This is a genomic window from Dietzia sp. CH92 (assembly GCF_032248695.1).
Taxonomy (GTDB): Bacteria; Actinomycetota; Actinomycetes; order Mycobacteriales; family Mycobacteriaceae; genus Dietzia.
Window position 1 is genome coordinate 346,599 of record NZ_JAVHXC010000003.1, and the last position, 14,312, is coordinate 360,910.

At 72.1% G+C, this 14,312-nt stretch carries 12 protein-coding genes; 8 read left to right on the plus strand and 4 right to left on the minus strand.

All coding sequences use genetic code 11. From position 1 onward, the window contains the following. Positions 1 to 3: 3 nt before the first annotated feature. Both RWK90_RS08040 and RWK90_RS08045 read right to left on the minus strand, forming a co-directional pair. Positions 4 to 2,283, minus strand: coding sequence for a transglycosylase domain-containing protein (locus RWK90_RS08040; RefSeq protein ID WP_314036581.1), 2,280 nt, complete (start codon positions 2,281 to 2,283; stop codon positions 4 to 6). Positions 2,284 to 2,414: 131 nt separating this feature from the next. Continuing rightward, a complete protein-coding gene (locus RWK90_RS08045) occupies positions 2,415 to 2,903 on the minus strand; it encodes a DUF5318 family protein (RefSeq protein WP_396230284.1) in 489 nt (162 codons plus the stop codon). A 210-nt stretch (positions 2,904 to 3,113) separates the two neighbouring features. On the opposite strand from RWK90_RS08045, the gene RWK90_RS08050 reads away from it, so the two are divergent. The 5 genes from RWK90_RS08050 (at position 3,114) to RWK90_RS17355 (ending at position 6,388) form a co-directional block, all read left to right on the plus strand. Further along, the gene (locus tag RWK90_RS08050) at positions 3,114 to 3,665 is read left to right on the plus strand and encodes a PadR family transcriptional regulator (protein ID WP_314036583.1); all 552 of its coding nucleotides are present in this window, start codon (positions 3,114 to 3,116) and stop codon (positions 3,663 to 3,665) included. Then, complete coding sequence (locus tag RWK90_RS08055; RefSeq protein WP_314036585.1) at positions 3,662 to 4,750, plus strand: inositol-3-phosphate synthase; 1,089 nt, start codon at positions 3,662 to 3,664, stop codon at positions 4,748 to 4,750. The genes RWK90_RS08050 and RWK90_RS08055 overlap by 4 nt, the downstream gene beginning before the upstream one ends. A 20-nt stretch (positions 4,751 to 4,770) precedes the next feature. Further along, complete coding sequence (locus RWK90_RS08060) at positions 4,771 to 5,346, plus strand: hypothetical protein (RefSeq protein WP_314036587.1); 576 nt, start codon at positions 4,771 to 4,773, stop codon at positions 5,344 to 5,346. Between the two features lie 93 nt (positions 5,347 to 5,439). Further along, positions 5,440 to 6,108 carry a HemK2/MTQ2 family protein methyltransferase gene (locus RWK90_RS08065; protein WP_314036589.1) on the plus strand — a complete coding sequence of 223 codons (669 nt, stop codon included), beginning with the start codon at positions 5,440 to 5,442 and terminating at the stop codon, positions 6,106 to 6,108. Next, a complete protein-coding gene (locus RWK90_RS17355) occupies positions 6,095 to 6,388 on the plus strand; it encodes a CDGSH iron-sulfur domain-containing protein (protein WP_396230285.1) in 294 nt (97 codons plus the stop codon). The genes RWK90_RS08065 and RWK90_RS17355 overlap by 14 nt, the downstream gene beginning before the upstream one ends. A gap of 200 nt (positions 6,389 to 6,588) precedes the next feature. Here the strand turns inward: RWK90_RS17355 and RWK90_RS08075 are convergent, their stop codons facing one another. Together RWK90_RS08075 and RWK90_RS08080 are read right to left on the minus strand one after the other, a co-directional pair. Continuing rightward, entirely contained in the window at positions 6,589 to 7,605 is a 1,017-nt protein-coding gene (locus RWK90_RS08075) for an iron-containing redox enzyme family protein (RefSeq protein ID WP_314036591.1), read from the minus strand. 9 nt (positions 7,606 to 7,614) lie between these two features. Then, positions 7,615 to 8,826 (minus strand): hypothetical protein, encoded by a 1,212-nt coding sequence (locus RWK90_RS08080; RefSeq protein WP_314036593.1) that lies wholly within the window; start codon positions 8,824 to 8,826, stop codon positions 7,615 to 7,617. 196 nt (positions 8,827 to 9,022) lie between these two features. On the opposite strand from RWK90_RS08080, the gene fdh reads away from it, so the two are divergent. Genes fdh through nrfD form a run of 3 tightly spaced genes read left to right on the plus strand, consistent with a single transcriptional unit; the run spans position 9,023 to position 14,311 of the window. Continuing rightward, positions 9,023 to 12,277: a formate dehydrogenase gene (fdh, locus tag RWK90_RS08085; protein WP_314037102.1), complete on the plus strand. Its 3,255-nt coding sequence runs from the start codon at positions 9,023 to 9,025 to the stop codon at positions 12,275 to 12,277. 4 nt (positions 12,278 to 12,281) lie between these two features. Beyond that, entirely contained in the window at positions 12,282 to 13,247 is a 966-nt protein-coding gene (locus RWK90_RS08090; protein ID WP_259905422.1) for a 4Fe-4S dicluster domain-containing protein, read from the plus strand. Further along, positions 13,247 to 14,311 carry an NrfD/PsrC family molybdoenzyme membrane anchor subunit gene (nrfD, locus tag RWK90_RS08095; RefSeq protein ID WP_314036596.1) on the plus strand — a complete coding sequence of 355 codons (1,065 nt, stop codon included), beginning with the start codon at positions 13,247 to 13,249 and terminating at the stop codon, positions 14,309 to 14,311. The genes RWK90_RS08090 and nrfD overlap by 1 nt, the downstream gene beginning before the upstream one ends. The last annotated feature ends 1 nt before the right edge of the window (position 14,312 follow it).

A 14,312-nucleotide genomic window follows, 5' to 3' on the forward strand; every position in this document is an offset into this window, starting at 1 on the left:
CGGTCACGCCCCGCCGCCGTCACCGCCGTCACCGGTCCCGTCGCCACCACCGGCCGTGCCGTCGCCACCGCCTGTGCCGCCGCCGCCGGGAACGGCCGGCTCGGGCGCGGGCGCGGGCGGGGCCGGCACGGGCGCACCGGCGCCGGGGATGACGATCTCGGGCAGCCCGGGCACCTGGATGGTGAGCGGGCCCGGAGCCTGCGGGGCGGGCGCCGGCGGCGCGGGCTCGGGGGCGACGCTCGGCTCCGGAGCGGTCTCCGTGGACTCGGTGTCGTCCGTCGTGCCCGCGCCGGTCCCGGTGGACTCCCACGCGGAACGCCCGGCCTGGCCGCCGATGTACCCGGGCTGGGGGAACTGCTCCCAGTCGGTGCCGGACAGGGCCCCGTCCATGGCGGACTTCCAGATGTCGGCGGGCAGGGCGGCGCCGTACATGGTCCCGCCCCAGGCGTTGAGCAACGGCTTGTTGTCGTCGGTGCCCACCCACACGGCGGTCGCGATGGACGGGGTGTAGCCGACGAACCAGGCGTCCTTGTTGTACCCGGTGTCGCCGAGCTGGGTGGTGCCGGACTTGGAGGCCGAGGGCCGCCCGCCGGCGAGCGCGTGCCCATTGGAGTAGGCGGCGATGGGCTCCATGGCGGAGGTGAGGTTGTTGGCGACGTCGGCGTCCACGACCTCCTCGCCCTCGACCTCGGAGTTGTCCAGCAGGACCTCGCCGTCGGCGGTCTCGACACGCTCGATGAAGTGGGTGGGCCGGTGGACGCCCTCGGCGGCGAAGGTCGCCAGGCCGGTCGCCATGTCGCGGACCCGGATGGGGTACTGACCCAGGATGAGGCCGTCGTAGGGGTCCTCGCCCTGCTCGCTCAGCGTCTCCCACGGCAGACCGGGGATCTGCTTGGGGATGCCAGTGCGGTGCGCGATCTCGCGCACGTCGTTGGCGCCGTTGTCGAGCATCCGCTGCAGGCGGATGAACGAGGTGTTGAGCGACATCAGCAGTGCCTGGGAGATCGAGCAGGACCCGCAGGACTGGCCGCCGACGTTGGTGACGGTGATGTTGCCCGTGGTGACGGGCGCGGACGAGATCTGGGTGCCGAGGCCGATGCCCTGCTCGAGCGCCGCGGCGACGCCGAAGATCTTGAACGTCGAGCCGGTCTGAAGCGGGGCGTTGGCGTAGTCCCAGCCCTCGGCCTCCTCACCGCCGTAGTAACCGATGACGCCGCCGGTGCGCGGGTTGATCGACACGATCGCGGTGCGGTTCTCGGGCCGCTCGCCCTGCATGTTGTTCCGCGCGGCCTCGACCACGGCGGACTGCGTCTTGGGGTCGATCGTGGTGATGATCTTCAGCCCGCGGGTGTTGAGCATCTGCTCGTCGATCCCGGACTGGGCGAGCTCGGCGAGCACCTGCCGGCGGATGGGCCCGTTGGTGGGGTCGCCGACGTTCTGCTCGACCGCCTGCGGGTCCTCGACGACCTGCGGGAACACCGCGTTGGCGCGCTGCTGCGCGTCGAGCGCACCCATGTCGCGCATGCCGTCCATGACGTAGTTCCACCGGCCCTCGGCGGCGGGGCGGTTGTTGAGCGGGTCGAGCGCGGAGGGGGACTGGATGACGGCGGCCAGGAGCGCGCCCTCCTCCAGCGTGAGCGCCTCGACGGGCTTGTTGAAGTAGGCGATCGAGGCGGCGGCGATGCCGTAGGCACCGCGGCCGAAGTAGATGGTGTTGAGGTAGGCCTCGAGGATCTGGTCCTTGGACCACTCCTGCGTCATCTTGGCGGCGATGATGATCTCTTTGGCCTTGCGCTCGTAGGTGGGGGCGTCACCGACCATCGTGTTCTTGACGTACTGCTGGGTGATGGTGGAGCCGCCGCCCGCGCTGGACTCGCCGGTGATCTGCCCGATCACCGCGCGGCCGATGCCGGTGGGGTCGTAGCCCTCGTTGGTGTAGAAGGAGCGGTCCTCCGCGGCGATGACCGCGTTGCGGACGTGGACCGGGACCACGTCGAGATCGATCAGCCGGCGGTTGCCCTCGGGCGGGACGATGCGGCCGATCATCGTGGTGCCGTCGCTCTGGTAGATCTCCGAGATCTGCTCGGTGCGGACGCTGCCGGGCTCGGGTACCTCGGTGCGGCTGTAGGTGACCCCGACGACCGTGAGGGGGACGACGAGGAGGACGACGGCGAGGAGGATCACCGTCGTCCAGACCGGGTGGCGACGAACCCAGCCGGGCCGGTCCGGGCTCTGTCCCCGGCCCTGGTCGGCGGTCCGACGCGTCCTGTCACTCTGCGACATCTTCTACCCTCCCCGCGAGCCGATCCGACCGGCCGGGAAGGCCCCCGACGGCCGTGCTCTGGCGACCATTGTGTACGAAACCGTGGCCGACGCTGTACTCCGGCGTCGTCGACAGGCGTCGCGCGGGGTCCTCAACGGTGGCGGCGGAGCTCTCTCGCCGCCCGTCGCACGCCCTTTCCGGTCCCCGGCGTGAGCCCCACCTCATAGGACTCGACCAGGTGGTTCCAGGAGCAGCTGCGGCACACCTCCACCACGTGGACGGTGAACTCGTCGTGGGTCAGGGCCAGCTGCTCGATCTCGTCGACACCGCGGGCGGAGCCCGACGCCGGACCGAGGTCGTCGCCGAACACCCAGGACACCTCGGTCAGGTTCTCCTTGCGGCACACCGGGCAGACCGTCTCCGTGACCACCCCGTGGAAACCGGCCGCGCGCAGGAGATAGACGTCGGCGTCGCAGACCTCGCGGAGCGACAGCGCGCCCTCGCGCAGGTCGGCCAGGACGCCGCGGCGGCGCAGCGCGAAGTCCACCACCCGTCGGCGCCGCAGCGCCGCACGGCCGGTGGGGTCCTCCGGCCCCGGCGGGGGGCCGGGTCGCACGTAGCGGGAGTCGGCCTGGTCCACGAGGCCAGCCTACGGCTCCCGCCGGGCCCCCGGGCCGATCCCGGGGGGCGCGGGACGGGGGCCGGGGCGACGAGCGGGCGGGAGCGTCGCGCCGAGAGGTCGCGCCGATGCCGCGACACGGTATATCGGTCCGATACATCAGCAGGTGTACGATCAGTGACCGTCGCATGACATCCGCAGGCACGACCGACGTGGGAAGGGGGAGGTGGAGTGCTGGAACTGGCCATCCTGGGGCTACTCGACGAGCGGCCGATGCACGGGTACGAGCTGCGCAAGCGGCTGTCCGAGATGCTCGGGACGGTCCGGACCGTGTCGTTCGGCTCGCTCTACCCGACCCTGCGACGCCTCACCCAGCAGGGCGACATCGTCGAGGACGCCTCCGCCGCCACCGCCACCAGGCCGCCCGCCACCGCGCGGCGGGGTCGCAAGACCTACCGCATCACCGCGCGCGGCAAGGAGACCCTGGCGACGCTGCTCGACGAGCCCGGGGCGTCCTCCTTCAGCGACGACGGCTTCGGCGTCCACCTGGCGTTCTTCGACCGCACCCCGGGCCCCGCGCGGGTCCGGCTGCTCGAGGGCCGACGTCGGGTCCTGGAGGAACGACGCGAGGGCCAGCGCGACGCGGCCGCCCGCACCGCCCCCACCGAACTGCGCTACGCCCGGCAGCTCACCCTGCTCGGGCTCGAGACCAGCGAACGCGAGCTCCGGTGGATCAACGAACTCATCCGGACAGAGAACCCATCACAAGGAGAACCCCAATGACCGACCAGAAGGTGCGCGTCGCGATCGTCGGCGTCGGCAACTGTGCGTCCTCGCTCGTGCAGGGCGTCGAGTACTACAAGGACGCGGCGGTCGACTCGACCGTCCCCGGCCTCATGCACGTCAAGTTCGGTGACTACCACGTGAACGACGTGGAGTTCGTCGCCGCGTTCGACGTCGACGGCAAGAAGGTCGGCATGGACCTCGCCGAGGCGATCACCGCCTCCGAGAACAACACCATCACCCTCTGCGAGGTGCCGCCCACCGGCGTCACCGTCCAGCGCGGCCCCACCCTCGACGGCCTGGGCAAGTACTACCGCCAGACCATCGAGGAGTCCGCCGCCGAGCCCGTCGACGTGGTGCAGGCCCTGCGCGACGCCGAGGTCGACGTCCTCGTCAGCTACCTGCCCGTCGGCTCCGAGGAGGCCGACAAGTTCTACGCGCAGTGCGCCATCGACGCCGGCGTCGCCTTCGTCAACGCCCTGCCCGTGTTCATCGCCTCCGACCCCGAGTGGGCCGAGAAGTTCCGCTCCGCCGGCGTCCCGATCGTCGGCGACGACATCAAGAGCCAGGTCGGCGCCACCATCACCCACCGCGTCATGGCCAAGCTGTTCGAGGACCGCGGCGTCGCGCTCGACCGCACGTACCAGCTCAACGTCGGCGGCAACATGGACTTCAAGAACATGCTCGAGCGCGACCGCCTGGAGTCCAAGAAGGTCTCCAAGACCCAGGCCGTGACCTCCAACCTCGAGGGCTCGCTCAAGAACAAGGTCCACGACCGCAACGTCCACATCGGCCCCTCCGACTACGTGGAGTGGCTCGACGACCGCAAGTGGGCGTACGTTCGTCTCGAGGGACGCGCGTTCGGTGACGCCCCCATCAACCTCGAGTACAAGCTCGAGGTGTGGGACTCGCCCAACTCGGCGGGCATCATCATCGACGCCGTCCGCGCGGCCAAGATCGCCAAGGACCGCGGCATCGGCGGACCCATCCTGCCCGCCTCCGCGTACCTCATGAAGTCGCCGCCGGTCCAGATGGCGGACGACAAGGCCCGCGCCGAGCTCGAGGCTTTCATCATCGGGGCCTGACCAGCACACCAGGGGGATCGATGACCACCACAGCGACGACGCACCGCCCGCACACCCCCACGGGACGTCGCCGTGTCCCGGCCGCCCTCGCACTCGCGATGGCGGCCGGGGTCGCACTCTCGGCCTGTTCCGCCGACCCCGACGACGAACCCACCACCCCGCCGGCCCCGGTGACGAGCACCTCGTCGTCGTCGACCCCCTCCCCCACCACGCCACCCGCCGACACCGTCACCCCGGCGTCCGCGCCCACCACCAGCGCGGTGCCCGCGCCACCCGCGCCCGCGCCGCAGCTGCCCGCCAACGTCGTGGGCTCCGGCGGACCGTGCCAGATGCTCGGCGAGGTCGCCCAGGGCGAGGACGGATCCGCCCTGTTCTGCACCGAGGACCCGCGCGGCGCCGGACCGCTGTGGCTGCCCCTCGCCGGCTCCGCCCCCGACCCCGGCGAGGGCGGCGGACTCGCCGACGCCACCGGGCAGCCGCGCCCCGGCGGACCGTGCACGCAGGAGGGCCTGGCCGTCACCGGACTCGGCGGCACCGTCCTGACCTGCCGACTCACCGGCGGCGGCGACGTGCCCGGCGGCCTCTACTGGCAGTAGGCCCCCGCCGCCGCGGCGCCCATCCGGTTGCAGGCACCCGGCTTCACGGATTGACTGGGCGGCATCTGTCCCCCCGCTCAACCGGAGGCCCCGATGACCCAGACCCGGTTCGCCCATATCGAGGTCGACGACGGCGTCTACGCGCCGCAGGACGACTCCTGGCTGCTCTGCGAGGCCCTCGACGGCAGTGACGTCGTGGAAGGACGGCGGGTCCTCGACATCTGTACAGGCAGCGGGATCCTGGCGATCGAGGCCGCGCTCAAGGGCGCCCGCGAGGTGGTCGCCTACGACCTCTCCCCCGCCGCGGTGGCCTGCGCCGCCCGCAACGCCGAGCGCGCCGGGGTGGACGTCGACGTCCGGCTGGGCACCCTCGCCGACGCCCGCTACGCCGGCCCCTTCGACGTGGTGGTGTCCAACCCGCCGTACGTCCCCTCCGAGGCCCCGCTCGAGGGCACCGGCCCCAACCGCGCGTGGGACGCCGGCGCCAACGGCCGCGTCGTCCTGGACGAACTGTGCGCGCTGGCGCCCGAGCTCCTCGCGCCCGGCGGCACCATGCTCATCGTGCACTCCGAGTTCTCCGACCCGCCGCAGACCATCAGCAAGATGGAGCAGTTCGGGTTCACCGCGCGCGTCGTCGCCACCCGCACCGTCGACTTCGGCCCCGTCATGACCTCCTACGCCGAACGCCTCGAGGCCGCCGGCCTGCTCGAGCCCGGGCGCCGCGAGGAGGAGTTGGTGGTGATCCGCGTTGACCGCAGCTGAGCGCGGCACGCGCGACACCGGCGGGGCGGCGCGGGGCACCGGCGGGGCGGCGCGGGACGCCCGCGGCACGCGCGACGCCCGTCGCGTGCGGATCGTCCCGGGCGGGCCCATGCTCGTCGAGGGGCCGGTCGACATGACCACGCCCGACGGGCACCGCGTCTGCTCGGACCGGTTCATGGTGGCCGTGTGCACGTGCCGGCGGAGCAAGACCTACCCGCTCTGCGACACCAGCCACCGCCGCAAGGTCCGGCCCTCGGACACCGACGACACGCACGGCTGACCGCCGGGCCGCGCCAGCCCGCCGCGCCAGCCCGCCAGCCGAAAATCCGCTACCCCGAGTAGGGATCCGCTACCCCTGTCGGCGTAGCGGATCCGGAGCGGGAGTAGCGGATTTCGGGCGCGGGGCTGAGCCGGAGTAGCGGGTCTGGGCGCGGGCTGAGCGGGCCGCACCGGATGCCGCCGCCCGGTGCCGCGGGGGCGTCAGGGCAGGAGCGAGGACTCGCCGCGCTTCCACGCCGCGAGCATCTTCTCCGCCGCGAGCTCGTCGAGGTGGTCCAGCGCGCGCATGCCGAACACCACGTCGACGGCCAGCTCGGGCTCGCGGGCCACCAGGTCGCCCACGACGTCGTGGCGCATGACCTGCTCGTGCACGGCGTCGGCCTCCACGTGCTCGGCGTAGAAGTGCACGCACTCCTCGGGCGCGTCCATCCGACGCAGTCCGGCCACCAGCCGCGCCGAACCCGGCGACGAGGTGATCTCGATGGCGGCGAAGTGACCGATCGCGGCGCCCTTCAGCGACCGGTGCAGGCCGAACATCGACATGAGGTTGACCGTCGACAGCGTCTCCGCGGACACCCGGTCGATGTAGCCGAGGTACGAGGGGTCCAGGCCGGCCGCGCTCATGAGATCGGCCCACAGCTGCTGGTGCACGCGCTCCCCGCGCCCGCCGCCGAACTCGTCGAACTCCACCGCGACGAACGAGGCCTTGGCCTGGCCCTGCAACCGCGGGATCGCGAAAGCGTGCGGGTCGCCCTCCTTGAGGTGATACAGCGACCGGTGCGCGAAGTACTCGCGGATCTGGTCCCACGTGCCCTCGTCCTTGAAGTACCACGACGGCCCGGTTCCGCTCGTCGCCTCCACGGACAGCGCATCCATCTCGGCCACCGGGTCGTCCCCCGGCTCCACCGCGTCACGCAGGTATCGCAGGAACACCCGCTCCAGGTCGCGACGCAGGCGCAGGAGCTGCGGATCCCACTCGGCGTCCGGGTCCACGCCCTCGAACCCGCGGTAGTGCAACTCGTAGAGCGTGTAGAGGGTCAGCTGGAGGTCTCGCCCCAGGGCCTCGACGCCGTCCGGCACCTCCGGCAGCCCGTCCGTGCGCCCGGTGGCCAGCGCCTCGACCACGGCCTCCGAGAGCGGGCCGCAGGCGCGCGGCAGCGGCGGCGCGGTGGTCGGGGCAGCGGGTGCAGGGGCGAGGTCGGTGGGTGCGGCGGTCATGACCCTTGTCTACCCTCTCGGCCGGTCATCCTCCACCGTGCCGGAGGCGCCGGCGGCGTCCCTCTCATCCGCCCCGGAGCCGCCGGAGGCGTCCCCCTCACCCGCCCCGGAGGTCTCCTCGGCCTCGTCGTGTTCCCGCTCGATCCGCTCGTGCTCCTGCTGCTCGTCGGAGTCACCCTCGCGGCTCTGGTAGCTGTCGAACATCTTCCGGCGTTCGTGCCAGCGCAGGCTATAGGTCGACTCGCGGACCACGTCCTCGTCGTCGAAGTTCGACCCCAGCGCCCCCGCGAACGCGCCGAGACAACTGGACAGCCACGCCAGATGGACGTAGTCGAGCAGCCGGACCGGCCGCTCCAGCTGGGTTTCGAGGTAGCCCGCGTCCATGACCAGGACCGCGAGCGCGAACATCGCCACCAACAGGCCGACGTACATGATCCCGACCCCCGCCCCCACGGTGAGCACCGTGGCGGCGTTGTCCATCCGCCGGTTGCCGGGGGTGAAACCGTCGTCCGAACGCGTCCATAGGCCGTTGCGCAGGATGAGCCACAACACCAGCGTGAGCACGCCCATCACGCTGATGAGCAGCAGCCGGAGGGGATGCAGCGCCACCGCCAGCGAGGCGATGCTGCCGTAGAAGATGCCGAACGCGCCGGTCCCGGCACCCGCGGCCACCACGCCGGACAGCGCCGTCACCATGCGGGTGGGCCGGTTGTTGTGGACCATGCCAGCGAGCAGGCGGGCCCGGTTGACGACGCCTCGGCGGTGCGCAGGGGGGAGCTCGTCCGTCCCGGGGGTGCCGAGCCCGTCACGGTAGGCGCCCGCACGCACGAGTTGCAGGGCCAGCTCGCGGACCTTCGACCGCACGCGGAACACGCCGAGAACCGGCACGCACACCAGGGCGGCGGCCCTCGACCCGCTGACGTCGTACAGCACGGGAGCGCCGTCGGGGTGGGTCGCCAGGTCGGTCAGGTACAGCAGGAAGTCCCACCCGTGCTGCCGCAGCAGCCGCGGCGCGTGCTCGGTGAGACGGATCTCGCCCTCCGGTCCCAGCGGCAGGGTCTCCTGGTCGACCTCCACCCGCCACCGGCCGCCCAGCTCGCGCCCGAGGTCCTCGGCGAGGTCGTCCGCGATCGCCACGGCGATCCTGCGGGGCACACCGGGATCGGCCATGAGCCCGACGGTCGCGTACGTGTCGGCATCGCTCGTCTTCTGCTCGTCCACGCCACCATCATGCGGGTCCCGGGCGGTCCGGGGAGGGGCCGCGCGGCGGCGGGGGCGGTCCGGACGCGATCCGCCCGGTTCGGTTGCGGCCCCCGGTGAACTGGCGTTACATGGGGGCCGGACCCGAGGCGTACCGGAGGTGGCGATGTCGGAGCAGCAGCCCGGCCCCGAGCGGCCGCAGGAGAGGCGTCCGCAACTGGCCCGTCGCGGCTCCCCGCGGAACTGGCCCGTCTGGCGCCAGTTCACGGGCGAGGACCTGCTCGGCCGGGGATCGGCCACCCGCTCCCGCCGCTCCCTGGAGATCACGCCCCGCACCACGACCGCCGACAAGGTGGTCAAGAGCGTCTGCCCGTTCTGCGCCGTCGGCTGCGCCCAGGACGTTTACGTCAAGGACGGGAAGGTCGTCCAGATCGAGGGCGACGAGCACAGCCCCGTTTCCCGCGGACGCCTGTGCCCCAAGGGGTCGGCGAGCAAGCAGCTCGTGACCAACCCCGAGCGGATCACCACGGTCCTGCACCGCAAGCCCTACGCCACCGAGTGGGAGGAACTGGACCTCGAGACGGCCATGGACATGGTCGCCGAGCGTGTCCTGGCCTCCCGCGAGGAGTTCTGGGAGGACACGGACTCCAACGGTGACCCGGTCCGGCGCACCCGCGGCCTCGCCAGCCTGGGCGGGGCGACGCTGGACAACGAAGAGAACTACCTCATGAAGAAGCTCTACACGGCGCTCGGCGCCATCGAGGTGGAGAACCAGGCGAGGATTTGACACTCCTCCACCGTTCCCGGTCTGGGAACCTCATTCGGGCGTGGTGGTGCCACGAACTACCAGCAGGACCTGGCCAACGCTGACTGCATCGTCATCCAGGGCTCCAACATGGCCGAGGCCCACCCGGTGGGCTTCCAGTGGGTCATGGAGGCCAAGCGTCGGGGCGCGACGATCATCCACGTCGACCCGCGGTTCACGCGGACGAGCGCGCTGGCCGACCTGCACGTCCCGATCCGGGCCGGCTCGGACATCGCGTTCCTCGGCGGGCTGATCAACCACGTGTTGACCACGGACTCGTACTTCCACGAGTACGTCCGGGCCTACACCAACGCGTCCACGATCATCGGCGAGGAGTTCCTCGACACCGAGGACCTGGCGGGACTGTTCTCCGGGTTCGACCCCGAGGACCGGACCTACGACGTCGAGTCGTGGCAGTACGAGGGCCGCGCCAACGACATGCCGGACGAGAGCGGAGACCACGACGACGCCGACGACGAGCCCGCGGAGGTCCCCGGCGCCGCCGGTGCCCGCGCCTCGGCCACGACCACCGACCCGGACGTGGACGAGACCCTGCAGCACCCCCGGTGCGTGTTCCAGATTCTCAAGCGCCACTTCAGCCGCTACACGCCGGAGATGGTGGAGCGGACCTGCGGCATCGCCACGGAGGACTTCCTCCGGGTCGCGAGGGCGCTGACGGAGAACTCGGGCCGGGAGCGCACGTCGGCGTTCTGCTACGCGGTCGGCTGGACCCAGCACACCGTGGGCGTGCAGTACATCCGCACCGCGGCGATCCTGCAGCTGCTGCTGGGCAACATCGGCCGGCCCGGCGGCGGGATCATGGCGCTGCGCGGGCACGCGAGCATCCAGGGTTCCACCGACATCCCCACCCTGTTCGACCTGCTGCCCGGCTACCTGCCCACCCCGCAGGCGGACAGCCAGCAGGATCTGGACAGCTACATCGGCACCGACGACGAGGCGCAGGGCTTCTGGGGCAACATGCGCTCGTACACGGTCAGTCTGCTCAAGGCGTGGTGGGGTGACGCCGCCACCGAGGACAACGACTTCGCGTACGGGTATCTGCCCAAGCTCACCGGCAAGGCCGACTCGACGGAGACCGTGCAGCGTCAGGTCAACGAGGGCGGGGGCGGGTACTTCCTCGTGGGCGAGAACCCGGCGGTGGGCACCGCGAACGGGCGGATGCAGCGCGCCGGCCTGGCCAATCTCGACTGGCTGGTGGTCCGCGACCTGGTGATGATCGAGTCCGCCGACTTCTGGAGGAACGGCCCGGAGATCGAGACGGGCGAGATGCGCCCGGAGGACATCGGGACGGAGGTGTTCTTCTTCCCGGCCGCCAACCACGTGGAGAAGAAGGGCACGTTCACCAACACCCAGCGTCTACTGCAGTGGCGGCACCAGGCCGTGGAACCGCCGGGGGACGCGCGCAGCGAACTGTGGTTCTACTACCACCTCGGGCGGCGCCTGAGGGAGAAGCTGGCCGACTCCACCGACCCGCGCGACCGGCCGCTGCTGGACCTGACGTGGGACTACCCCATGGAGCCGGGCACCGAGGACGAGCCCGACGCCGAGGCGGTGTTGGCCGAGATCAACGGCCGCGGCCCCGACGGCGAGCCGCTGTCGGCGTTCACGCAGCTCAAGCCCGACGGCTCGACCGCGTGTGGGTGCTGGATCTACTGCGGCGTCTACGCCGACGGCGTGAACCAGGCCGCGCGGCGCAAGTCGCGGCACGAGCAGGGCCCCGTCGCCCCGGAGTGGGGATGGGCGTGGCCGGCCAACCGGCGCGTCCTCTACAACCGTGCCTCCGCGGATCCGCAGGGCCGGCCGTGGAGCGAGCGCAAGGCGTTGATCCGCTGGGATCCCGAGGCGGACGACGGCGCCGGCCGGTGGGTGGGTGACGACGTGCCGGACTTCGAGGCCGGCAAGTCCCCCGACTACGTCCCGCCCGAGGGCGCGGTGGGCCCGGACGCCATCGGCGGCGCGCAGCCGTTCATCATGCAGGACGACGGCGTGGGGTGGCTCTACGCCCCGCGCGGGCTGGCCGACGGCCCGCTGCCCGCGCACTACGAGCCGCCGGAGTCGCCCGTGGCCAACCCGATCTACCCGGACCGGGACGCCAACCCGGCCCGCTCGATCCGCCCGGGCAGGTACAACGAGACCCAGCCGGGTCACGGCGACCCGGGCACGGACGTCTTCCCGTTCGTGTTCACCACCTACCGCCTGACCGAGCACCACACGGCGGGGGCCATGAGCCGGACCCTTCCGTACCTGTCCGAGCTGCAGCCGGAGTTCTTCTGCGAGGTCTCGCCGGAACTCGCGGCCGAGCGGGGCCTGGTCAACGGCGGCTGGGCCACGATCGTCACCGCCCGCTCGGCGGTCGAGGCGCGGGTGCTGGTGACCCGTCGGATGACGCCGCTGCAGGTCGACGGCCGTACGTTGCACCAGATCGGGCTGCCGTACCACTGGGGCGGCAACGGGGTGAGCATCGGCGACCCCGCCAACGACCTGCTGCCGCAGCAGCTCGACCCCAACGTGTCCATCCCCGCGACCAAGGCGACGAGCTGTGACATCGTCGCGGGACGTCGCCCGCGCGGCCCGGCACTGCTCGGGTTCGTCGAGGAGTACCGTCGCCGGGCCGGCGTGCCCACCGAACCGGGAACGGAGAGCTAGAGCCATGTCCGCCTTCCTGTCCGACCTCGGACGGTCCTTCTTCGGTGACATCGACCCGGCGGAGGACAACGGGTACACCGACCCGCCGCCGCGCAAGGGCTTCTTCACCGACACGAGCGTGTGTATCGGCTGCAAGGCCTGTGAGGTGGCGTGCAAGGAGTGGAACCTCATCCCCGAGGACGGCATCGAGCTGTCGGGGATGAGTTACGACAACACGCAGGCGCTGGGGGCGTCGACGTGGCGGCACGTCGCGTTCATCGAGCAGGAGGTGCCCGCGCGCGTGGCGGCCGCGTCCGTCGCGCCGGCGCCGAGCGCGCCGGTGGACCTGGGCATGCCGGCGCCGACCCTGCCGGGCGAGGCCCCGGGCGCCGCCGAGCCCACGGATTTCCGCTGGCTCATGGAGTCGGACGTGTGCAAGCACTGCACCCACGCGGCGTGCGTGGACGTGTGCCCGACCGGCGCGCTCATGCACACCGAGTTCGGCACGGTCGTGGTGCAGAGCGACATCTGCAACGGCTGCGGGTACTGCGTGTCGGCGTGCCCGTACGGCGTGATCGAGCGTCGCTCGGGGCCGGCGGGCGACCCGGCGGTGGGCATCGCGCAGAAGTGCACCCTCTGCTACGACCGGCTCACCGAGGGGCAGACCCCGGCGTGCGCGAAGGCGTGCCCCACCGAGTCGATCCAGTTCGGTGACCTCGACGAGCTGCGGGAGCGGGCGGCGGGGCGCCTGGACCAGCTGGTCGAGGCCGGCGAACCGAACGCGCAGTTGTACGGCCACGATTCGCGTAACGGCGTGGGTGGGACCGGTGCGTTCTTCCTCCTGCTCGACGACCCCGAGGTGTACGGGCTGCCGCCGGATCCGGTGGTGACGACGCGTCACGTGGGCGCGATGTGGCGCCAGGCCGCGCTCGCCGCGGTGACCCTGCTCGGCGGGGCCGTGGCGGCGTTCGCCGCGGGGGGACGGTCCTGATGGGCGACGACGACAAGGCGGGCATTCCCGGCGGCCCGGGGCAGACCACCCGGACCCGCCGAAAGGGCCGGGGCGGCCGCGAGCAGGCCATGGTGCCCCCCGCGGAGTTCCGCTCCTACTACGGCAAGCCGATCGTCAAGGCTCCCCCGTGGAAGTACGACATCGCGGCGTATCTCTTCCTCGGCGGGTTGGCCGGTGGCTCGTCGCTCCTCGCGGCCGGTGCGGACCTGGCCGGGTTGCCGAACCAGCGTCGCTCGGCGCGGATCGTCGCGCTCGGCGGGATCACCGGCAGCTTGTATTACCTGGTCCACGACCTGGGGCGCCCGGAGCGGTTCCACCACATGCTGCGGGTGCTCAAGCTCACCTCGCCGATGAGCGTGGGCACGTGGATCCTCTCGGCGTACGGGCCGTTCGCCGGGCTGGCGCTGGGTCAGGAGATCGTGCCGCTGCTGCCCGAGAGGCTCGCCCGGCGTCTGCCCACCGAGCTCATCACCCGCGCGTCGCGGCCGGCCGGCATCGTCGCGGCGCTCGTGGCCCCGGCGGTCGCGTCGTACACGGCGGTGTTGCTCACCGACACGTCCCTGCCGAGCTGGAGCGCGGCGCGCCGCGAGCTGCCGTTCGTCTTCGTCGGCAGTGCCGCGGCCGCGTCCGGCGGGGTGGGCCTGCTGCTCAACCCGCTGGAGGAGACCGGTCCCGCGCGTCGGCTGGCGGTGGGCGGCGCCGCTCTCGAACTGACCGCCGACCAGATCATGCAGCGGTCGATGGGCATCACCGCCGAGCCCCTGCACGAGGGCCGGGCCGGGAAATACCACCGGGCGGCGCAGATTCTCACCGGCGCCGGCGCGGTGGGCGCGGTCCTCGGGCGGCGCAGTCGGCTGCTGTCCGCGGTGTCGGGGCTGGCGATGGCGGCCGGGTCGGCGTGCACGCGGTGGGCGGTGTTCCACGCGGGCATGGCCTCGGCGGAGGACCCGAAGTACGTGGTGGTCCCCCAGCGCGAGCGCCGCGATGCCCGCGGTGGCGGCGAGGCCTACGCGGAGCAGGTGGGCGACGACCGGGCCCGCTGAC